24 protein-coding genes are annotated in these 18,439 nt (G+C 74.6%); 13 read left to right on the forward strand and 11 right to left on the reverse strand.

Translation table 11 applies throughout. From position 1 onward, the window contains the following. Positions 1–50: 50 nt before the first annotated feature. Positions 51–473, forward strand: a complete 423-nt coding sequence (locus ACZ5HG_RS17920) for a VOC family protein (protein WP_464178865.1) — start codon at positions 51–53, stop codon at positions 471–473. Between the two features lie 7 nt (positions 474–480). Here the strand turns inward: ACZ5HG_RS17920 and ACZ5HG_RS17925 are convergent, their stop codons facing one another. The 5 genes from ACZ5HG_RS17925 to ACZ5HG_RS17945 form a co-directional block, all read right to left on the reverse strand. Beyond that, positions 481–1,464 carry an Fpg/Nei family DNA glycosylase gene (locus tag ACZ5HG_RS17925; RefSeq protein ID WP_464178867.1) on the reverse strand — a complete coding sequence of 328 codons (984 nt, stop codon included), beginning with the start codon at positions 1,462–1,464 and terminating at the stop codon, positions 481–483. 41 nt (positions 1,465–1,505) lie between these two features. Next, positions 1,506–2,528, reverse strand: a complete 1,023-nt coding sequence (locus tag ACZ5HG_RS17930) for a methyl-accepting chemotaxis protein (protein ID WP_464178869.1) — start codon at positions 2,526–2,528, stop codon at positions 1,506–1,508. 218 nt (positions 2,529–2,746) lie between these two features. After that, positions 2,747–3,109, reverse strand: coding sequence for a GntR family transcriptional regulator (locus ACZ5HG_RS17935; RefSeq protein ID WP_464178871.1), 363 nt, complete (start codon positions 3,107–3,109; stop codon positions 2,747–2,749). Next, positions 3,106–3,924, reverse strand: coding sequence for a hypothetical protein (locus ACZ5HG_RS17940; RefSeq protein WP_464178873.1), 819 nt, complete (start codon positions 3,922–3,924; stop codon positions 3,106–3,108). Before ACZ5HG_RS17940 ends, ACZ5HG_RS17935 begins: the two co-directional genes overlap by 4 nt. A 54-nt stretch (positions 3,925–3,978) precedes the next feature. Beyond that, positions 3,979–4,170, reverse strand: a complete 192-nt coding sequence (locus ACZ5HG_RS17945; RefSeq protein WP_464178875.1) for a hypothetical protein — start codon at positions 4,168–4,170, stop codon at positions 3,979–3,981. 119 nt (positions 4,171–4,289) lie between these two features. Between ACZ5HG_RS17945 and ACZ5HG_RS17950 the strand changes: the two genes are divergently transcribed. Beyond that, complete coding sequence (locus tag ACZ5HG_RS17950; RefSeq protein WP_464178877.1) at positions 4,290–5,066, forward strand: VOC family protein; 777 nt, start codon at positions 4,290–4,292, stop codon at positions 5,064–5,066. Here ACZ5HG_RS17950 and ACZ5HG_RS17955 read toward each other — a convergent pair. Together ACZ5HG_RS17955 and ACZ5HG_RS17960 are read right to left on the reverse strand one after the other, a co-directional pair. Continuing rightward, positions 5,034–5,771, reverse strand: a complete 738-nt coding sequence (locus tag ACZ5HG_RS17955) for a YoaK family protein (RefSeq protein ID WP_464178879.1) — start codon at positions 5,769–5,771, stop codon at positions 5,034–5,036. The two genes, ACZ5HG_RS17950 and ACZ5HG_RS17955, sit on opposite strands and share 33 nt — an antisense overlap. 81 nt (positions 5,772–5,852) lie before the next feature. Beyond that, entirely contained in the window at positions 5,853–6,974 is a 1,122-nt protein-coding gene (locus tag ACZ5HG_RS17960; RefSeq protein ID WP_464178881.1) for a CobW family GTP-binding protein, read from the reverse strand. A 54-nt stretch (positions 6,975–7,028) separates the two neighbouring features. On the opposite strand from ACZ5HG_RS17960, the gene rpmB reads away from it, so the two are divergent. Genes rpmB through rpmF form a run of 6 tightly spaced genes read left to right on the forward strand, consistent with a single transcriptional unit; the run spans position 7,029 to position 8,311 of the window. Continuing rightward, positions 7,029–7,265, forward strand: a complete 237-nt coding sequence (gene rpmB, locus ACZ5HG_RS17965; protein WP_464178883.1) for a 50S ribosomal protein L28 — start codon at positions 7,029–7,031, stop codon at positions 7,263–7,265. Further along, on the forward strand, positions 7,265–7,432 hold the full coding sequence (rpmG, locus tag ACZ5HG_RS17970; protein WP_464178885.1) for a 50S ribosomal protein L33: 168 nt from the start codon (positions 7,265–7,267) through the stop codon (positions 7,430–7,432). Before rpmB ends, rpmG begins: the two co-directional genes overlap by 1 nt. Position 7,433: 1 nt before the next feature. After that, entirely contained in the window at positions 7,434–7,739 is a 306-nt protein-coding gene (rpsN, locus tag ACZ5HG_RS17975) for a 30S ribosomal protein S14 (RefSeq protein ID WP_464178887.1), read from the forward strand. A gap of 10 nt (positions 7,740–7,749) precedes the next feature. Continuing rightward, on the forward strand, positions 7,750–8,022 hold the full coding sequence (locus ACZ5HG_RS17980; RefSeq protein ID WP_464178889.1) for a type B 50S ribosomal protein L31: 273 nt from the start codon (positions 7,750–7,752) through the stop codon (positions 8,020–8,022). Further along, a complete protein-coding gene (locus ACZ5HG_RS17985; RefSeq protein WP_464178891.1) occupies positions 8,019–8,141 on the forward strand; it encodes a ribosomal protein bL36 in 123 nt (40 codons plus the stop codon). The genes ACZ5HG_RS17980 and ACZ5HG_RS17985 overlap by 4 nt, the downstream gene beginning before the upstream one ends. Further along, a complete protein-coding gene (rpmF, locus tag ACZ5HG_RS17990; protein ID WP_464182209.1) occupies positions 8,141–8,311 on the forward strand; it encodes a 50S ribosomal protein L32 in 171 nt (56 codons plus the stop codon). The genes ACZ5HG_RS17985 and rpmF overlap by 1 nt, the downstream gene beginning before the upstream one ends. Here the strand turns inward: rpmF and ACZ5HG_RS17995 are convergent. The 3 genes from ACZ5HG_RS17995 to ACZ5HG_RS18005 form a co-directional block, all read right to left on the reverse strand. Beyond that, positions 8,298–9,905, reverse strand: coding sequence for an AMP-binding protein (locus tag ACZ5HG_RS17995; protein ID WP_464178893.1), 1,608 nt, complete (start codon positions 9,903–9,905; stop codon positions 8,298–8,300). The two genes, rpmF and ACZ5HG_RS17995, sit on opposite strands and share 14 nt — an antisense overlap. Positions 9,906–9,972: 67 nt before the next feature. After that, entirely contained in the window at positions 9,973–11,250 is a 1,278-nt protein-coding gene (locus ACZ5HG_RS18000; protein ID WP_464178895.1) for an L-lactate MFS transporter, read from the reverse strand. Positions 11,251–11,324: 74 nt separating this feature from the next. Then, positions 11,325–12,881 carry an acyl CoA:acetate/3-ketoacid CoA transferase gene (locus ACZ5HG_RS18005; protein ID WP_464178897.1) on the reverse strand — a complete coding sequence of 519 codons (1,557 nt, stop codon included), beginning with the start codon at positions 12,879–12,881 and terminating at the stop codon, positions 11,325–11,327. A gap of 186 nt (positions 12,882–13,067) precedes the next feature. On the opposite strand from ACZ5HG_RS18005, the gene ACZ5HG_RS18010 reads away from it, so the two are divergent. The 5 genes from ACZ5HG_RS18010 to ACZ5HG_RS18030 are packed head-to-tail and all read left to right on the forward strand — an operon-like array spanning position 13,068 to position 17,611. Further along, a complete protein-coding gene (locus ACZ5HG_RS18010; protein ID WP_464178899.1) occupies positions 13,068–14,210 on the forward strand; it encodes an acyl-CoA dehydrogenase family protein in 1,143 nt (380 codons plus the stop codon). A 50-nt stretch (positions 14,211–14,260) separates the two neighbouring features. Beyond that, a complete protein-coding gene (locus ACZ5HG_RS18015) occupies positions 14,261–15,049 on the forward strand; it encodes an electron transfer flavoprotein subunit beta/FixA family protein (protein WP_464178901.1) in 789 nt (262 codons plus the stop codon). A 14-nt stretch (positions 15,050–15,063) separates the two neighbouring features. Continuing rightward, positions 15,064–15,990: an electron transfer flavoprotein subunit alpha/FixB family protein gene (locus ACZ5HG_RS18020; RefSeq protein ID WP_464178903.1), complete on the forward strand. Its 927-nt coding sequence runs from the start codon at positions 15,064–15,066 to the stop codon at positions 15,988–15,990. A gap of 5 nt (positions 15,991–15,995) precedes the next feature. Then, positions 15,996–17,330 (forward strand): FAD-dependent oxidoreductase, encoded by a 1,335-nt coding sequence (locus ACZ5HG_RS18025; RefSeq protein ID WP_464178905.1) that lies wholly within the window; start codon positions 15,996–15,998, stop codon positions 17,328–17,330. Continuing rightward, a complete protein-coding gene (locus ACZ5HG_RS18030) occupies positions 17,327–17,611 on the forward strand; it encodes a ferredoxin family protein (RefSeq protein WP_464178907.1) in 285 nt (94 codons plus the stop codon). The genes ACZ5HG_RS18025 and ACZ5HG_RS18030 overlap by 4 nt, the downstream gene beginning before the upstream one ends. Positions 17,612–17,687: 76 nt before the next feature. On the opposite strand, the gene ACZ5HG_RS18035 is transcribed toward ACZ5HG_RS18030, so the two are convergent. Next, entirely contained in the window at positions 17,688–18,425 is a 738-nt protein-coding gene (locus tag ACZ5HG_RS18035; RefSeq protein ID WP_464178909.1) for a TetR/AcrR family transcriptional regulator, read from the reverse strand. Positions 18,426–18,439: the final 14 nt, after the last annotated feature.

Below are 18,439 nucleotides of genomic sequence, written 5' to 3' on the forward strand. Positions count from 1 at the left end.
AGCGCCGTCGCACACCGGCGCTGTCGGACCCCGGCGCTACGGTCGGGGGCATGAGACCCGTGGTGCAGGAGATCGTGCTGGACTGCGCCGACCCCGCCGCCCTCGCGCGGTTCTGGGCCGGCCTGCTGGAGTCGCGCTGGGCGCTGCTGCACCCCGGATGGGCGGTGGTGGACGCCGACCCGGTGCTGATCGCGTTCCAGCAGGTGCCCGAGCCCAAGTCCTCGCCGAAGAACCGCCTGCACCTCGACGTGCAGGTGGACGACGCCGCCGCGTGGACCGCGCGGGCGGTCGCGGCCGGCGCACTGCGGATCAGCGAGCCGGAGCTGGGCCCCGAGGGCGACGGCTACGTGGTGCTCGCCGACCCGGAGGGCAACGAGCTGTGCCTGGTGGTGGACAACGCCGGACGCTGGCGGGCGTCCGCGTGGGCGGCGCTGGACGCGGCGCCGGAGCCGGTGCCGCTGCCGCCCGCCTGACCGGCGCTCACACCTGGCAGACCGGGCACCAGTACAGCTTGCGCGTGGCCATCTCCTCCACGAGCACCGAGGTGCCGCACACCCGGCACGGCTCCCCCGCGCGCCCGTACACCCAGTGCCGCTCGGTCCGGTCGACCAGCGCGCGGGCGCGGCCCTCCGCGTCCAGGTCCTCCCGGGTCAGCATGACGCCGGTGCGGATGCCGTCCGCCAGCAGCACCGCCCAGTCGTCCCACAGCGCGCGGGCGACCTCGGCCGGCACCCGGCGGCCCGGGGTGTGCGGGTCGAGGCGGGCGCGGAACAACAGCTCGGCGCGGTAGATGTTGCCGATCCCGGCGACCACCTCCTGGTCCATCAGCAGCCGTCCCACCGGCGTCGCCCGCGAGGTGATCCGCTGCACCACCACGTCCGCGGCGCTCGGCGCGACGGCCGAGCCGGGTGCGCCGGCGTCGGCCGGGACGCCCCCGGCGACCAGCGCCCGCACGTCGTCCTCAGCCGCCGGGTCCGGCCCGAGCCGCGCCAGCACCGCCGCCGTCGCCGCCGGGTCCAGCACCTCGCAGGCCGTCGGCCCGCGCAGGTCCGCCACGGTGACCTCGGTGGCGAGCCGCACCCGCACCTGACCCACCGGCTCCGGCGGGAACACCGGCTCCGGCCCGTCGGCGGTCTCCCGCTCGTCCTCGCCCATCCGCACCGACCGGCGCACCCGGGGCGCGCCCATGCTGCCGACCGCCTCGCCGCCGTCGACCAGCGGCGACACCAGCCCGTGGAAGTCCCACGCACCGTAGAGCCCGAGGTGCACCCGCAGCACGTGGCCGCCCTCGAAGCCGAGGAACAGCTGCTTGCCGACAGCGGCGGAGGTCAGCAGCTCCCGCCCGTCGAGCAGCGCGGCCCCGGCGGCGAACCGCCCCTGCGGGGAGGAGACCGCCACCCGGCGGCCGACGTAGTCGCGGGCGAGCTGGCGGGCGATGCGGTGGACGGTGTGACCCTCGGGCATGCGCCCAGGCTAGGCGCGAGGTGCGACGTGCCGGCGCCGGCTCAGTGGTCCTGCACCATCGCGCGCATCTGCTCCGAGGTCGCGGCGACCTGCTCGGCCCCCTCGCCCACCGCGGCGGCGTCGTGCAGGGTCTGCTCGGCGGTGCGGGCGGCCTCGGCGACGCTGCGGCTGATCTCGTTGGTGGTGGCGGACTGCTGCTCGACGGCCCCGGCGATCGAGGTCTGCGCGTCGCTGATCCGCTGCACCAGGTCGGTGATCCCGGCGACGGCGTGCGAGGCGCGGTCGCTGTCCGACTGGAGCGCCGCGATCAGCTCGGTCACCCGCTGGGTGGCGGCGGCGGTCTCCCGGGCGAGCTCCTTGACCTCGCCGGCGACCACGGCGAAGCCCTTGCCGGCCTCCCCGGCACGGGCCGCCTCGATGGTCGCGTTCAGGGCGAGCAGGTTGGTCTGCTCCGCGATCGAGGTGATCAGGCGCACCACCCCGCCGATCTCCTGGCTGGACCCGCCGAGGGCGTCCAGCCGCTCGGTGGCGTCGCCGACCGCGGTGACGGCCCGGCCCGCGAGCCCGGCGGCGTTGCTGGCGTTGGTGGCGATCTCCTGCACGGAGGCGCTCATCTGCTCGGTGGCCGCGGCGGCGGTCTGCGCCTGCGTCGCGGTGGAGCGTGCCTGGTCGCCGAGGTCGGTGGTGACGCCGCGCAGCCGGGTGCTGGCCTCGCCGAGCTCGTCGGCCACGCGGCGTGCGGTCACCTCGATCTGCTGCTGGGCGCTGATGTCCTCCCACGCCACGCAGTAGCCCCGGATCGCCCCGTCGTCGCCGATGACGGCGTTGATGTTCGTCGCCAGGCTGACCTCCCCGAAGGCGAAGGTCGCCCGGTGCGGGAAGGAGCGCGGGTCGCGCAGGATCCGCTCGACGCGCGCCGGGTCCTTGTGGAAGCGGTGGATCGACCCGAGCAGCAGGTCCGCGACGCCGGTGCCGAAGGACGCCTTCAGCGCGGGCTCGATCGTCGCCGCCGTGGCGAGCGCGCGGCGGTTGGCGTAGACGAGCTGGAGGTCGAGATCGGACACGAAGACGTTGGCCTCGACGCTGTCGAGGATCGCGCGCAGCGACTCGACGGAGGCGAGCAGCGGCGCGCCGGCGCGGGGTGACGAGGGGCATGGCGAGGCCTTCCGCAGTGTCCCCCCCTGCTCCGGTGACAGTCGGCGGGTGCGGGGACGACGTGAGGGATCGGCGGGGTGAAGCGGGGCCCCGGGGGTGTCAGCACCCAGGCACCGGTACGGCGGGATCAGCCGTCGTGCAGCGCCCCGCGCACCAGGTCGAGCACCTGGTCGTCGGTGAGCCCGGCGGCGCGGGCGGTGCGCACGTAGGCGCGAGCCGCCATGCGCGGTCCGGCCTCGATCGCTCCCTGCCCGGTGACGACCGTGCCCAGCCGTCGACGGCTGCTGACGGCCCCGGCGGTCTCCAGCTCGCGGTAGGCGCGGGCGACCGTGCCGGGGGCGATCCCGAGGTCGACGGCGAGGGCGCGCACGGTCGGCAGCCGGTCGCCGGCGGCGAGCCGTCCGGCGGCGACGTGCGCGACGACCTGCGCGCGGATCTGCTCGTAGACCGGGACGCCGGAGGTGACGTCCACCTCGAGCAGGGCGGTCATGCGACCACCGGCGCCGTCGCGGGCACCGCGTCCGAGCGCAGGGTCAGCAGCACCCCGGCGCCGAGCGCGACCAGTCCGACCACGGCGGCGGCGACCCCGGCGACGGTGCCGAGCGTGGCCAGCCAGGGCACCTCGACCAGGCTGCCCCGGGCGCCGAGGCTGTGCAGCGCGCTCCCGGTGACCAGCAGCACCCCCGCCAGTGTGCCGAGCAGGGCGGTGTGCACCCCGGCGAGCACCCGGCTCGCCGAGGCCCGGCGCAGCGCGAGGTCGTGCTCCGTGCTCGCGCCGGAGACGACGGGGCGCCGGGCGATCAGCCGGAGCAGCACCTCACCGCCGCGCAGCACCACCAGGCAGCCGGTCAGCAGCGGCACGCCGAAGTACCAGCCGGGGTAGGGCCCCGAGGCGCCGGACATGTCGACCGCGTACCGGTAGGCGACCGAGCGGCCGTCGCCCGCGGCGGTGAGGCCGGTGGACAGCAGCAGCACCGCGAGCACGCCGTACACGATCCAGGCGCTGCGGCGGGCGGCGCGCGGGGCGACGTCGGCCGGCCCCCGGCGGGTCAGCGGGGCGCGGCGCACGTCGCCGCTGGGTCGCGGCCAGGTGACCTCGCCGATCGCCAGCACCAGCAGGAACGCGGCACCGGCGAGCGCCGGCACCAGCCCGACGACCACGCCCTGCGCGGGCCCGGCGAGGCGGATGCGGGGCAGCAGCAGCGCGGGGGCGACGACGAAGGCGCACCAGGCGAGCGCGATGCAGACGGCGGCGTGCCGGCGGGCCGCCTGCCACGGTCGACCCAGGATGTGCTCTTGTGTCATCACATTGACACAATGGCGCAGCGCGACCGCCCCGTCAAGGAGCTAGAGCGGGGATCAGTCGTCCCAGAACGCGATCCACGCGCCGGCGACCAGCGCGAGGAGCAGCAGCACCGCGCCCGGCAGCGCCAGCGCGGACCAGGTGAGGCCGTCGGTCAGCTGCGCCACCGCGTCCCGGCCGAACGCCAGCCGGGACACCAGCGACAGGGTCATCTCGACCAGCACGCCGACGAGGGACTCGACCAGCACCGTCACCACCCGCCCACGGCCGCGCGGCGGCCCGGGACGACGAAGTGGGAGGTCACGCCAGCATCCTGCCACGGTTCTCAGTCCACCCACAGGGACTTGCGCGCCGCTAACGTCGGCCCATGGCCATCCGCTGGACCACCGCGTTCCTCGACCTGCCGCCCGCCGTGCACGCCGTCGGCACCCGGTTCTGGTCGACCGCGACCGGCAGCACCCCGTCCGCGCCGCGGGGCGACCGCGAGCAGTTCGCCACGCTGCTGCCCGCCGACGGCGAGGCCTTCCTCCGGGTGCAGCGGCTGGACGAGGGGCCCCGGGTGCACCTGGACCTGCACGTCGACGACCTCGACGCCGAGGTCGGGCGCGCGGTGGCGCTCGGCGCCTCGCTCGTCTCGCAGGCCGGCCACGCGGTGCTCCGTTCGCCGGGCGGCCTGACGTTCTGCCTGGTGGTGGCCCGCACCCCCGACCCGGTGCGCCCGGCGCCGGTGACCGGCCCGCGCGGCGGGGTGTCGCTGGTCGACCAGGTCGCGATCGACGTGCCCGCCCCGCTGATCGGCGCCGAGCGCGCGTTCTGGACGACGCTCACCGGGTGGGCCGCCGGCGGCGGTGCCGTGCTCGACCCGCTCGTGCGACCGGACGGGATCCCGCTGCGGCTGCTGCTGCACCGGCTCGGCGCCGACGACCCCGGCGAGCGGGTACGCGCGCACCTCGACCTCGCGGCCGGGCCGCGGCGCGACCTGGTGGTGGCCGAGCACGAGGACGCCGGGGCGCGGGTGCTGCGCCGCCACGAGCGGTGGACCGTGCTCACCGACCCGGCCGGGCTGTCCTACTGCGTGACCGACCGTTCGCCCGTCACCGGCCTGCTGCCGTCAGTCGCCGACGGGGACGAGCTCGCGGTCTGACCCCACCGAGACCGCCAGGACCGCACCCCGACGGGTGCGCCGGGTGTGCGTCTCGATCGAGGCCAGCACCACCAGCAGGATCGCGACCACGACGACCGGCGCATGCGTGCCCAGCACCTCCGGCCGGCTGACCAGCGCGCCGAGGGCCGCCCCGGCGGTGAACGACAGCACGATCAGCGCCAGCCGCGCGGCCACCGTGCGCTGGCCGCGGTCGTAGCCGGACAGCCACTCGTAGGTCGCCGTGACCAGCGAGCGCAGGTTCCCGGTGGTCATCGTCGTGCTGTAGGACGTCTCGCGGACCAGCCGGAACGTCGTGACCTGGAGCGCGGCGACGAAGGCGACCGACAGCGTGGCCACCAGGTGCGGGGTGGCCGTCGGCACGGCGGCGACCGCGGCGAGCACCAAGATCTCCGCGACCAGCACCACGCGGGTCGGGTCGCTCAGCAGCCGGCGGTGCCGGTGCGCGGCGATCACCTCGGCGACCACCAGCCCGACCACGAAGGCCGCGATGATCGGCAGGTAGCGGACGGCGGCTGCCCAGCGCCCCTGCGCGAGGTCGATCGCGACGAACACCACGTTGCCGGTCTGCGCGTTGGCGAACACGCCCTGGTGCGCGACGTAGGTGTACGCGTCGAGGAAGCCACCGACCACCGCGAGCGCGGCACCGGTCGCCGGGTGCTCCGGACGGGTGCGGACCTTCACCATGCCGTCCATCATCCTCCGGTCGTCCCATGACTTCTGGGGACGAGGGCCCGGATCACCTGCCTGCTGCGTCACACCCGTGGATCACACCCGGTCGCCCAGCCACGGCTCCAGCACGTCCGCCCGCCCGAGCCACGGGTGCAGCCCGTCCGCGTACTCCGCCGCGGTCATCAGCACGCCCTCGAAGGCGTCGACCAGCTCGGCCCGCACGTCCTCCACCCCCGTGATCACCAGCCGCGTCCCGGGCGTGCGCGCACCCCACCGGCCGAGCGCCCCGATCGCGAGCTGACCGCCGGCACCGTCCCACACGCACACCGAGTCGGGTCGGCTCGGCACCCAGAAGTGCCCCCGGCTGCGCAGCCGCCCGTCGCCGAGCCGCGCGATCTCGGACACCAGCCGCTCCGGGTGCAGCGGCCGGTCGGAGGCCAGCACGAGCGTCCACACGCCGCTGCGCGTCGGGGCGTCCGGCACCGGGGCCGCGTGCAGCGGGTCCAGCCGACGGTCACCGGCGCGCAGGTCGTGCTCGGCGGCGAGCAGCGCCGGCAGGTCCAGCGCGTACAGCCCGTCCACCCGCAGCCCGTCGGCGGCGCGCACGTGGTCGATCAGGTCGGAGGCCACCCGGGCGTCGTGGTCGTCGGCGGGGCCGTCCGTGGCGACGAGCACCACGTCGGCGTGCCCGAGCTGGGCCGCGAGCGCCTCGCCGACCGAGCGCCGGTCGTCCTCGGTGAGCGCCAGCCCGCGCTCGGCGAGCAGGTCGTCGCCCAGCAGGTCGTCCTCGACCGTGTCCCGCTCCACCGCCGCGACCACCCCGGCCAGGCGCAGGCTGCGCAGGCTCCCGCCGCGCCGGGTGCCCCAGCCGAGCGCCCGCGTCACCGGCAGCGACTCCGCGGAGACCGGCAGGGCCAGCAGCACCGCGTCCCAGCGCGGGTCGCGCGCCAGCCGCTCCAGCGTGGGCACCGCGTCCTCGCGCACCGCGCAGCTCAGGCAGGCGTGCTCCAGCGGCACCAGCACGTCCTCCACCACGCCGGTCGCGTCCACCACGACGCGGCGGATGCCGCCGCCGTCCGGCCCGTCCACGATGTCGTGCCGCAGCACGACGGTGCGCGGATGGTCCACGACACCGGCGAAGACGACCGCGTCCCGGAGCACCGGGTCGACGGTCGCGAGCACGATCAGGGGCTTGCGCGGGCGCAGGGGTCGGGTCATGGCGTCACTGTAGCGTGTTGCTGATAGTCGTTCTCATTACTTATGGTGGGCGCCATGTCCGCTCACTGCCAGGTCCTCGGGACGTCGCCCGGCTTCGGCCACGCGATCTCCCACTCCCACCGGCGCACCAAGCGCCGCTTCGACCCCAACATCCAGAAGAAGCGCTACTGGGTGCCCTCGCTCGGCCGTCACGTCACGCTCACCGTCTCCGCCCGGGGCATCAAGACCATCGACAAGCTCGGCATCGAGGTCGTCGTCGCCCGGATCCTCGCCCGCGGGGAGAAGGTCTGATGGCCCGCGCCGTCGACGTCCGCCCGGTGATCAAGCTGCGCTCCACCGCCGGCACCGGGTTCACCTACGTCACCCGCAAGAACCGCCGCAACGACCCCGACCGGCTCGTGCTGAAGAAGTACGACCCCGTGGTCCGCCGCCACGTCGACTTCAAGGAGGAGCGCTGACATGGCCAAGAGGTCCGCGATCGCCAAGAACGAGCAGCGCACGGAGGTCGTCGCCCGGTACGCCGAGCGCCGCCTCGAGCTCAAGGCCGCCGCGGTGAACCCGCACGTGAGCGAGGCCGAGCGCGTCGCCGCCCGCACCGCTCTCCAGGCGCTCCCCCGCGACGCCTCCCCCACCCGCGTCCGCAACCGCGACGTCGCCGACGGCCGCCCCCGTGGCTACGTCGGCAAGTTCGGCCTGTCCCGCGTCCGGATGCGTCAGATGGCCCACCGCGGCGAGCTGCCCGGTGTCACGAAGTCGAGCTGGTGAGGAAACGACCATGAAGCAGGGCATCCACCCCGACTACCACCCCGTCGTGTTCCGCGACATCTCCGCCGACTTCGCCTTCCTGACCCGATCCACGGTCACGTCGGAGAAGACCATCGAGTGGACCGACGGCCGCACCTACCCGGTGATCGACGTCGACGTGTCCTCGGCCTCGCACCCGTTCTACACCGGCAGGTCCCGCGTGCTCGACACCGCCGGCCGCGTCGAGAAGTTCCGCCGGCGCTACGGCCTCGCCGAAGCAGCCACCCCCGAGGAGAACCGATGAAGGTCCGCGCCTCCCTGGCGTCCCTGAAGAAGAAGGACGGGTCGATCGTCGTGCGCCGCCACGGCACGACCTTCGTCATCAACAAGAAGAACCCGCGGTGGAAGGGCAGGCAGGGCTGATGGCCGTCCCCAAGCGGAAGATGTCGCGCTCGAACACCCGCGCACGGCGCTCGCGGTGGAAGGCCACGCCGGTCGACCTGGTGCCGGTGCGCACGCCGGACGGGCGCGTGGTCGAGGTGCCGCGGCGGCTGGCGCGGGCGGTGCAGCGCGGGGTGGTCACGATCGACTGATCTCGCGCCGGTCGGCGGCGGGACCCACGAGCCGGCGGGCGGCGGCGCGGTCGACCTTCCCGGACGGGGTCGCCGGGATCGCCGGCACCAGCACCAGTCGTCGGGGCAGCTTGTACCGCCCGATCGTCCGGGCGGCGTGCGCCCGCACGGCCTCGAGCGTCGGCCCCGCGCCGTCGGCGGGCACGACCAGTGCGGTGACGACCTCGCCCCAGGTCTCGTCGGGCAGACCGACCACGGCGCACTGCGCCACACCGGGGCAGCCGTCGACGGCGGCCTCGACCTCCGCGGGGTGCACCTTCTCCCCACCGGTGTTGATCACGTCGCCGATCCGCCCGCACACCTGGTAGCAGCCGTCGGCGTACCGCACGGCGACATCCCCGGTGCGCAGCCAGCCGGGCTCGGGGAACGCGAGGGCCGTGGCCTCGGGGTCGCGCCAGTAGCCGGCGGTGACCTGCGGTCCGGACACCCAGATCTCGCCCGGCTCGCCGGGCTCCGTGACGTCCGCGCCGGTGGCGACGTCGACCAGGCGCAGTGCGACGTGCGCGAGCGGGTGCCCGACGGTGCCTCCGCGTCCGGCGACCTGGGCGCGCGGCACGCAGGTGCCGGCCGGTGCGGTCTCGGTCATGCCCCAGGACTGCTGGAGCGGCACCCCACGGTCCAGGTACGTGCGCAGCATCCGCTCCCCGGACGGCGCCCCGGCCACCAGCGCGGTGCGCAGGCTGCTGAGGTCGGTCCGCGTGAACCTGGGCGAGCGGGCGAGCGCGGCATACATCGCCGGCACCCCGAACAGCGAGGTGATCCGCAGTCGCTCGATGTCCTCGAGCACCGCGTCCGGGTCGAAGGCCCGCCGGACCACGACGGTGCCTCCGGCCGCCAACGTCGGCAGGGCCAGCCCGTTGAGGCCGCCGATGTGCGACAGCGGCGCGACGGCCAGGGTCGTGGCGTCCCGCCCGGTGTCGAGAGCGGCGCTCGCGCCCGACGCGCTCCACCACAGGTTGGCGTGGCTGAGCACGACCCCCTTGGGCACGCCGGAGGACCCGGAGGTGAACAGGATGAGCGCGGGGTCGTCGGGGTACGCCCGCGCCGACGCCGGCAGCCCCGGACCGTGGGCGCCGTCGGCGAGCAGGGTCGACCAGGCCACCCAGCCCGCTGCCCCGACCGGCGGCCCCGCGAGCCGGTCGTCGTCCAGCTCGACGAGCAGCGCTGCGCCGGGGGCTGTCGGCCGCCAGGCCTCGACGGCCCGCACGTGCCCGGGCTCGGCGACGACGACGGCGGGCTCGGTGCGGCCGAGCAGCGCCGCGATCTCCGCGTCGGAGGCCCGGAAGCCGAGCGGCACGGCGACGGCGCGCAGCCGGCCGCAGGCCAGGACGGCCACCAGCACGGCGGTGCTGTTGCGCCCGAGGTGCACCACCCGGTCACCGGGCCGCACCCCCGCTGACGCGAGGGCGCCGGCGAGGGCCCCGACCTGTCCGACGAGGGTCGCGGCGCTGGTCACCGTGTCGCCGTAGACGAGGCTGGGTGCGGCGGGGTCCTGCCGCGCGGCCTGCGCGAGCACGGCGGCGGCACTCAGGTCCGGGAGGTACGGCGGCTGCATCGGTGGCTCCGGCGGTCGAGGGGCACCGACCGACCGGCCCCGGGAAGAGGGCCGGCCGGTCATGTGCTCAGCGTGCCTGGGCGGGTGCTGCGACCGCCACGGGGGCGGGGGCGGCAGCAGCGAGCCTGTCGAGATGCGCACGCTGCACGCGACGGAACACCGTCGCGAGACCGACGCCGACCAGCGCGAGCACGATCGCGATGACGAACGGCACGGTGAAGTCGCCGTCCGCGTCCGCCGCCATGCCCGACGCGAGCCGGGGGGCGAAGAACGCCGAGACCGAGTACGCGACGAACACCATGGCGTAGTTGATGCCCTGGTAGCGCGGCCCGAAGTTCGTCATCGTCAGGGCGGGGAACACGCCCATGACCCCGCCGAAGCACAGGCCGAGGCCGATGATCCCGATCGCGAAGCCGACGGTCGAGGACACCGTCACCAGCACCAGCAGGGCCAGGGCGACCACGCCGTAGATGATCGTCAGCGCCGTGGTGTAGCCCAGACGGTCGGACACCGCGCCCCAGAGCACCCGGCCCAGCGCGTTGCAGGCGGAGTACACGGACACCAGCACCGCGGCGGAGGCCGCCGTGAGACCGAACATGCTCTGGCCGATCGGCGAGGCGTTGGACGCGATCATCAGACCGGAGAACGCCCCGAAGGCCATCATCACGAAAATCATCCAGAACGCCGGGGTCGCCAGCGTGCCGCGCCAGGTCACCGCGATCGGCGGGCGCCCGGCCGGCGGAGTCCAGCCCGCGGGGACGTAGCCCACGGGGGCGGCGCGCAGGAAGAACGAGGCCAGCACGATCACGACGGCGTAGGCGCAGCCCATCCACACGAACGCGGAGCGCACGCCCGGGCCGGCGATGATCGCGTTGCCCAGCGGTGCGGCGATCACCGAGGCGGCACCCATGCCACCGGTGATCAGGCCGGCGGCCATGCCCCGGCGGTCCGGGAACAGCTTCATGGTGTTGCCCAGGCAGCCGGAGTACGCCAGGCCCTGGCCCAGCCCGGCGAGCAGGCCGTAGGACAGGTACAGCGCGGTCAGCGAGCTCGCGACGCCGGTCAGCGCGAAGCCGGCGGCGAACATCAGGCCGCCGACGAGCACGAGCCAGCGGGTCCAGCCGCGGTCGGTGAGGATGCCGCCGAGGATCATCGGGATCGGCCCGACGGCGGCGTTGATGGTGAAGGCCATCATCACCTGGGGCATGGTCCAGCCGTGCGCGGCGGACAGCGGCCCGGCGAGCACGGAGAACGCGTAGATGGCGCCCGTGCACATCAGCACGGCGACCGAGGACCAGAGCACGGCCCAGCGGTTGATCGGGGTCGACGACGTCGTCGAGGTCATGGCGGTGGTGCCTTTCCGGCGAGGGAGAGGAGCAGGGGGCAGAACCGTGGTGCGGGTGGTGCAGGAGGCGGTGCTCAGCCGACCAGCTCGGCCAGCCCGCCCCACTTCTCGGAGAACAGCCCGACGGGCATCGTCCGCAGGTCCTCGGCCACGTCGGGCACGAAGTCCATCTGGTCCAGCACGTCACGCTGCAGGTCGACGCCGGGGGCGATCTCGACGACGGTCATCCGGCCCTCGCGCAGCTCCAGCACGGCGCGCTCGGTCACGTAGAGCACGCGCTGCCCGGAGCGCGCGGCGAAGGAGCCGGCGTAGGTGATCTGCTCGACATCGGCCAGGAACTTGCGGGCGCGGCCCTCGGTGACGATCCGCAGCGCGCCGTCCACGATCTCGGTCTGCAGGCCGCCGGCGGTGAACGTGCCGGCGAAGACCAGCGTCTTGGCGGACTGGGAGATGTTGATGAACCCGCCGCAGCCGGCGACCCGCGAGCCGAACCGGGAGACGTTGACGTTGCCGTGCGCGTCGGTCTGCGCCAGGCCGAGCACGGCGACGTCGAGACCGCCGCCGTCGTAGAAGTCGAACTGGGCGTGGTGGTCCACCAGCGCCTCGGGGTTCCAGGCGTGACCGAAGTCCTTCAGCCCGGCCGGCACGCCGCCGACGGCGCCCGCCTCGGTGGTGCCGATGATCAGGTCGCTGACCCCTTCCTCGGCCGCGACCGTGCCGACGTCGCAGGGGATGCCGACGCCCAGGTTCAGCACGGCGCCGCGTCGCAGCTCCATGGCTGCGCGCCGGGCGATCACCTTGCGCTCACCGAGCGGGATCGACTCCACGCTGCCCAGCGGCGCCCGCAGCTGCCCCGAGAACGACGGGTTGTAGTGGGTGTTCTCGGTCTGGAAGTGGTTCTCCGGCTCGGACACCACGACGTAGTCCACCAGGAGGCCCGGCACCTTGACGTCGTTCGGGTCGAGGGAGCCGGCCTCGGCGACCTGCTCGACCTGCGCGATCACGATGCCGCCGGAGTTGCGCACCGCCTGCGCGATCGGGAGCACCTCCATCTTGAGGCCCTCCTTCGACAGCGTGAGGTTGCCGTGGGTGTCGGCGACGGTGCCGCGGATCAGGCCGACCTGGATCGGGAAGGCGGGGTAGAACAGCCACTCCTCGCCCGCGAGCTCGATCACCTGCACGTAGTCCTCGGTGGCGCTCGGCGACATCCGGGCACCCTCGACGCGCGGGTCCACGAACGTGCCGATCCCGACCTTGGTGATCACCCCGGGTCGGTGCGCGGCGATCTCGCGGTAGAGCTGGGTGATGACGCCCTGCGGCAGGTTGTAGGCCTCGACGGCGTCCTCGGAGATCAGCTGGGCGAACGCCGGAGAGGCGATCGCGATGCCGCCCATCCACCGCTTCACCAGCCCGCGGTGGCCCCAGTGGCTCATGCCCTTGTCCCGGCGGTTCCCGACCGCGCTGGCGTGCACGACGTGCAGCGCGGACGGCGCGCCGGTCTGGAGGAAGCGCGCCTCGACGGCACGCATCGTCTCCTCGTTCACGCAGGACAGACCGAAGCCGGACAGCGCGACGGTGGCACCGTCGGGGATCAGGGCGGCGGCTTCCTCGGCAGTGATGATCTGGGCCACGAGCAGACTCCTTCGTCGTCATCGGCAACGTGCAGAGCATTTCGGACTCTGAGAGTCGGTAATTGGGACCATCGTCCCCGGACGGCCGCCGCCGCCCGCCTCACGATGGGTGAGGCGCGGCACCTGAGCCCGCCCCGACCCCGACGCGACGACGCGCCGGCGCCACCACCTGGAGGGTGCAGCACCATGGACTTCGGCCTGACGGACGAGCAGGAGCTCCTGCTCTCGAGCCTCGACGACCTGCTCGCTCGCGAGTGCCCCGAGTCGTACATCGCGGAGCTCGACGCGACCCACCAGCCCCCGACGACCTTCCGTCGGGCGTTGCACGAGGCCGGCTTCGCCTCCCTCGGCTTCCCCGAGGAGTACGGCGGCACCCCGGTCGACGCGACCACCCTGGTGCTGCTCGCCGCCCGGGTGGCGCGGCAGGGCCTGAACAACGGCTACGGCCTCGAGCTGCTCCAGGCGATGGACATCCTCGAGTTCGGCTCCGAGGAGCAGAAGCAGGAGATCCTCGGCCTGCTGGCCTCCGGCGACGTGCCCTTCGCCCTCGGCTTCACCGAGCCGGGCGCCGGCTCCGACAACGCGGCGATGGCCTGCACCGCGGTGCACCACGACGGCCAGGTGACCTTCAACGGCACCAAGACGCTGATCACCAACGCCCTGCAGTCCCGGTACCTGCTGCTGATGGCGAAGGACCCCGCGGTGGAGAACCCGCGCGAGGCGATCTCGATGTACCTGGTCCCGATGGACGCGCCGGGCGTGACCACGAACCGCCTGGAGAAGATCGTCTGGCACATCTCGGACTCCTGCGAGATCTTCCTGGATGACGTCACGCTGCCGGAGTCCTGCCTGGTCGGCGTCAAGGGCGCCGGCTTCAAGCAGCTCATGCGCAACTTCGAGATGGAGCGCCTCGTCATCGCCTCCCAGTGCTGGGGCCTGGCCGAGTGCGCCTACGAGGACGCCGCCACCTATGCCGCGCAGCGCGTGCAGTTCGGCAAGCCGATCGGCCAGTTCCAGCTGATCCAGCAGAAGCTCACCGACATGGCGATCAAGGTCGAGAACATGCGCAACTTCGTGCTGCGGACCGCCTGGATGCTCGACCAGGGCGTGCCGCTCAAGAGCCAGGGCGCGCTGTGCAAGCGGTACTCCGCGATGGCCGCCTTCGAGGTCGCCGACGAGGCCATGCAGATCTTCGGCGGCGTCGGCGTGACGGTCGGCACCCGGGTCTCGCGGCTGTGGCGGGACATCCGCGGCCACCGGTTCGGCGGCGGCACCGACGAGATCATGGTGCACATCGCCGGCCGGCAGATCGTCAAGGACCACAGCTGAGCGCCCCGCGCCCCGCACCCGTCAGCATCCCCAGCCGGAGGAGTACCCCCATGAAGATCGTGGTCGCCTACAAGTGGGCGCCGAACCCCCAGGACGCCGAGGTCCGCCCCGACGGCACCGTCGACTGGAGCCGTGCCAAGGGCGCCGTCAGCGAGCACGACCCGGTGGCCTTCGAGGTCGCCCGGCGGCTCGCGGACGCCACCGGCGGCGAGGTCGTCGCCCTGTCCGTCGGCGCCGCCGCGTCCGACAGCCCGCTCGCCCGCAAGTCCGCGCTGTCGCGCGGCGCGGACCGGCTCGTGCTCGTCGCCGACGACGCGCTGGCCGGCCTGGGCTCCACCGGCACCGCTGCGGTCCTGGCCGCCGCGGTGCGCAGCCTCGGCGACGTCGACCTGGTCCTCGCCGGGCCGGAGTCCGTGGACAACGGCGACCGCCAGGTCCCGCTCACCCTGGCCGGGCACCTCGGCTGGCCCGGCATCGCCGGCGTCGCCGACGTGCAGGCCGGCGGCGCGGGCCTCGTGGTCGAGCGCACCACCGACCACGGCGTGCAGGTGCTGGACGTCACCGGTCCCGCGGTCCTCGCGGTCACCGCCGACGCCGCGGTCCCGCGCGTCCCGGGCATGAAGGACATCCTCGGCGCCGCCAAGAAGCCGACCGACGTCCTCGCGCTCGCCGACCTCGGCGTCCCCGCCACGGTCGTCACCTCCGAGGTCGTCGGCACCGCCCGCCCCGCGCCGAGCGCCCGCGGCCGGCACGTCATCACCACCGCCGACCCCACCGCGGCCGCCGCCGAGCTGGTCGACGCCCTGCGCGCCGCCGGCGCCGTCACCCGCCAGCGTTGAGAAGGAGCACGAACATGAACGAGAGCACCCTGGTGCTGGTGGACGGCGACGCCGCCGTCGCGGGGCCGGTCGCCCTCGCCCGGGCCGCCGCCGGCGAGGGGACGGTCACCGCCGTCGTCGTCGGTCCGCGGGCCGTCGCGGAGCAGGTCGCCACCTCCGGCGTGGACGAGGTCCGCTGGCTCGGCGAGCCCGCGGCCGACGTCCCCGTCGAGGCCTGGGCCGCCCCGGTCGCGGAGATCGTCGCCGCGGCAGCACCCCGGCTGGTCGTCGCGGCCACCCGGGACGGTGGACGGGCCCTCGCCGGCGCGGTCGCCGCCCGGTGCGGCGCCCCCGTGCTGGCCGGCGCCACGTCGGTCGCCCTCGAGGCGGATGCCGTGGTCGTCGGCCGTGACGTGCACGGCGGGATCGCGTCCCGCACCGAGCGCGTCACCGGCGGCCCGGCGGTCGTCACCGTCCCGGCCGGCGGCCAGGCCACGGTCGCGGCCCCGGTGGCCGTCACCGAGGCCCCGGCCGAGCCCTCCGCCGCCGTGCGGGTCCGCGAGGAGCGGCCCTCCGGCCGCGAGTCGGTCGACCTGGGCGGCGCCCGGGTCGTCGTCGGCATCGGTCGCGGCCTCAAGGCCCGCGAGGACCTGGCCCTGGTCGAGCGTCTCGCCGCGGCGCTCGGCGGCGAGGTCGCCTGCTCCCGGCCGCTGGCCGAGGGCCACGACTGGCTGACCAAGGACCGCTACATCGGCATCTCCGGCCAGCACGTCGCCCCGGACCTGTACGTCGCCGCCGGGATCTCCGGCCAGGTGCAGCACATGGTCGGCGTCGCCGGCGCCAAGGTGGTCGTGGCGATCAACTCCGACGCCGACGCGCCGATCTTCGCGCAGTGCGACCTCGGCGTCGTCGGTGACCTGTACGAGGTGCTGCCGGCCCTGGCCGCGGCGCTGGAGGCCTGATCCCGATGTCCGCCGAACCCTCCGAGCCGGATTTCGACGTCGTGGTGGTCGGTGCCGGGCCCGCGGGCTCCGTCACCGCCCACCGCCTCGCGAGCGCCGGGCTCTCGGTCGCGCTGATCGAGCGCGGCGAGGCGCCGGGCACGAAGAACCTGTCCGGCGGCGTCCTGTACGGGCGCGTCCTCGACCAGGTCTTCCCGGGGTTCGCCGACCAGGCCCCCGTCGAGCGCCGGATCACCCGGCACGTCACCACCTTCCTCACCCCCGACTCGGCGGTGTCGCTCGACTACACCTCGCAGCGGCTCGCCGCGCCGGAGGGGCCGGTGAACGCGGTCACGGTGCTGCGGGCCAAGTTCGACCCGTGGCTCGCGGAGCGCGCCGAGGAGGCCGGCGCGTACCTGATGCCCGGCGTCCGCGTCGACGCCCTGCTCACCGAGCCGGCACCGTCGGCGCCCGGCGGGATCCGGGTGGTCGGCGTCCGCGCCGGCGAGGACGAGCTGCGCGCCCGCGTGGTCGTCGCCGCAGACGGGGTCAACTCCTTCCTGGCGCGCGAGGCGGGTCTGCGGCCCGCCGAGCCGCTGAACCACCTCGCCGTCGGCGTGAAGGCGGTCGTGCGGCTGCCCCGCGGCGTCATCGAGGACCGGTTCGGCCTCACCGGCGACCAGGGGGCCGCGCACGCACTGGTCGGGGACTGCACCCGCGGCGTCGGCGGCGGGGCGTTCCTCTACACCAACACCGACTCGCTGTCCGTCGGCGTCGTGCTCCGGCTGGACGACCTCGTCGCCTCCGGGTACACCGCCACCGGGATCTTCGACCACCTGCTGGAGCACCCCGGCCTCGCGCCGCTGCTCCGGGACGGGGAGATCGTCGAGTACGGCTCGCACCTCGTCGCCGAGGGCGGGCTCGCCATGCTCGGCACCCTCGCCACCGACGGCCTGGTCGTCGTCGGTGACGCCGCCGGGCTGACGATCAACTCCGGGCTCACGGTGCGGGGCATGGACCTCGCCATCGGCTCGGGGATCGCCGCCGGCGACGCGATCGTGGAGGCCGTCGCCGCCGGCGACGTCACCGCGACCGGCCTCGCCGGCTACCGACGGCGGATCGACGAGGGCTTCGTCGGGCAGGACCTGCGCACCTACGCGCGGGCACCGAAGTTCCTCGAGCGCCCCCGCATGTACGGGGCGTACGGCGAGCTCGCCGCCGACCTGTTCCACGACGTGTTCAGTCTCGACACCACGCCGCGCAAGCACCTCGCGGCGGTCGCGCGGACGGCCCTCGGGCGGTCCGGGCTCGGGATCCGGCAGGTGCTCAGCGACGGATGGGCGGGGGTGCGCGCACTGTGAAGGCACCATCGGTCCCCGAGCGGCTCGGGGCGAACAGGTACGAGGTCGACGAGGAGGAGTCCCACATCGTCGTCGACCAGGAGCTCTGCCGCACCACCGGCACCGGTGCGCGGATCATCGCCGTGTGCCCCGCCGGGGTGTACTCCGAGCGCGACGGGCAGATCGACGTCGAGCACGCCGCCTGCCTGGAGTGCGGCACCTGCCTGGCGGTCGCGTCTCCGGGCGCGCTGACCTGGCGCTACCCGCGCGGCGGTTTCGGGGTGCAGTTCCGGGAGGGCTGAGACCCGTCCTGGTCGCAGGCGTCCGGTGCCCTGTGCATCGGGCGCCTGCGTCGTCCCCGCCCCCGGCAGGACGCGCTCAGGCCCCCGGTCGGGTCGCCGCCGCCAGCTGCTGGTCGACCATCCGCTCGATGTACTCCGGCAGCGTGCGCCGCACCCGGTCGATCAGGTGCGGGGGCGTCACCAGCACGTGCATCAGCACCGATCCCTCGATCGCGTCCAGCAGGTGCACCGCCGACGCCCCCGAGGGCAGCTCGCCGCGCTCCACCGCCCGCTCCACCCGGTGCCGCTCGCTCAGCACGAACCGGGTGATCGCCTCGTGCCGCACCTCCGCCAGCGGCTCCGGGAACGCCCGCGCCTCGACGTACAGCCGGAGCATCGCCAGCCCGTCGGGACCGAGGTAGAGGTCCGCACGGCGACGGGCGTGCTGGACGAGGAAGTCGCGCAGCGACAGCGCGGTGCTGGCCGTGCTCCCGGCGGCGTCACCCGGCACGGTCGCGTCCGCATCTGCGTCCTCGCCCGGGTCCGGGTCAGGGCCCTCCCCCGCGGGAGGCGCGACGTCCGGGAACAGCGACCCCGCCTGCACCCCGCGCAGCGCGTCCGCGAGCAGCGCCGCCTTGTCGGACCAGCGCAGGTAGATCGACGACTTCCCGATCCGGGCACGCGACGCGACCCCGGCGATCGTCAGACCCGTCCAGCCCTTCTCGCCGAACTCCTCCAGCGTGGCTCGCAGAGCCCGCTCCTCGACGTCCTGCGCCCGGGGGCGTCCGGCCTGACGGGAGTCCTCCGGGTGCAACTGATCCCCCGGTGACGTCACCGCAGGAGGGTATC

The sequence above is a fragment of the Cellulomonas sp. GTC20042 genome (genome assembly GCF_055389595.1).

Bases quoted from the DNA above. Each gene is read 5' to 3' on its own strand.
- ACZ5HG_RS17935 (WP_464178871.1), bottom strand. From the start codon at position 3,109: ATGACCGCCCTGCTCGAGGTGGACGTCACCTCCGGCGTCCCGGTCTAC.
- ACZ5HG_RS17955 (WP_464178879.1), bottom strand. From the start codon at position 5,771: ATGGTGAAGGTCCGCACCCGTCCGGAGCACCCGGCGACCGGTGCCGCG.
- ACZ5HG_RS18015 (WP_464178901.1), top strand. From the start codon at position 14,261: ATGAAGATCGTGGTCGCCTACAAGTGGGCGCCGAACCCCCAGGACGCC.
- rpmB (WP_464178883.1), top strand. From the start codon at position 7,029: ATGTCCGCTCACTGCCAGGTCCTCGGGACGTCGCCCGGCTTCGGCCAC.
- rpsN (WP_464178887.1), top strand. From the start codon at position 7,434: ATGGCCAAGAGGTCCGCGATCGCCAAGAACGAGCAGCGCACGGAGGTC.
- rpmG (WP_464178885.1), top strand. From the start codon at position 7,265: ATGGCCCGCGCCGTCGACGTCCGCCCGGTGATCAAGCTGCGCTCCACC.
- ACZ5HG_RS17980 (WP_464178889.1), top strand. From the start codon at position 7,750: ATGAAGCAGGGCATCCACCCCGACTACCACCCCGTCGTGTTCCGCGAC.
- ACZ5HG_RS17920 (WP_464178865.1), top strand. From the start codon at position 51: ATGAGACCCGTGGTGCAGGAGATCGTGCTGGACTGCGCCGACCCCGCC.
- ACZ5HG_RS17940 (WP_464178873.1), bottom strand. From the start codon at position 3,924: ATGACACAAGAGCACATCCTGGGTCGACCGTGGCAGGCGGCCCGCCGG.
- ACZ5HG_RS18010 (WP_464178899.1), top strand. From the start codon at position 13,068: ATGGACTTCGGCCTGACGGACGAGCAGGAGCTCCTGCTCTCGAGCCTC.
- ACZ5HG_RS17985 (WP_464178891.1), top strand. From the start codon at position 8,019: ATGAAGGTCCGCGCCTCCCTGGCGTCCCTGAAGAAGAAGGACGGGTCG.
- ACZ5HG_RS17925 (WP_464178867.1), bottom strand. From the start codon at position 1,464: ATGCCCGAGGGTCACACCGTCCACCGCATCGCCCGCCAGCTCGCCCGC.
- ACZ5HG_RS17960 (WP_464178881.1), bottom strand. From the start codon at position 6,974: ATGACCCGACCCCTGCGCCCGCGCAAGCCCCTGATCGTGCTCGCGACC.
- ACZ5HG_RS17995 (WP_464178893.1), bottom strand. From the start codon at position 9,905: ATGCAGCCGCCGTACCTCCCGGACCTGAGTGCCGCCGCCGTGCTCGCG.
- rpmF (WP_464182209.1), top strand. From the start codon at position 8,141: ATGGCCGTCCCCAAGCGGAAGATGTCGCGCTCGAACACCCGCGCACGG.
- ACZ5HG_RS18025 (WP_464178905.1), top strand. From the start codon at position 15,996: ATGTCCGCCGAACCCTCCGAGCCGGATTTCGACGTCGTGGTGGTCGGT.
- ACZ5HG_RS18000 (WP_464178895.1), bottom strand. From the start codon at position 11,250: ATGACCTCGACGACGTCGTCGACCCCGATCAACCGCTGGGCCGTGCTC.
- ACZ5HG_RS18020 (WP_464178903.1), top strand. From the start codon at position 15,064: ATGAACGAGAGCACCCTGGTGCTGGTGGACGGCGACGCCGCCGTCGCG.
- ACZ5HG_RS17950 (WP_464178877.1), top strand. From the start codon at position 4,290: ATGGCCATCCGCTGGACCACCGCGTTCCTCGACCTGCCGCCCGCCGTG.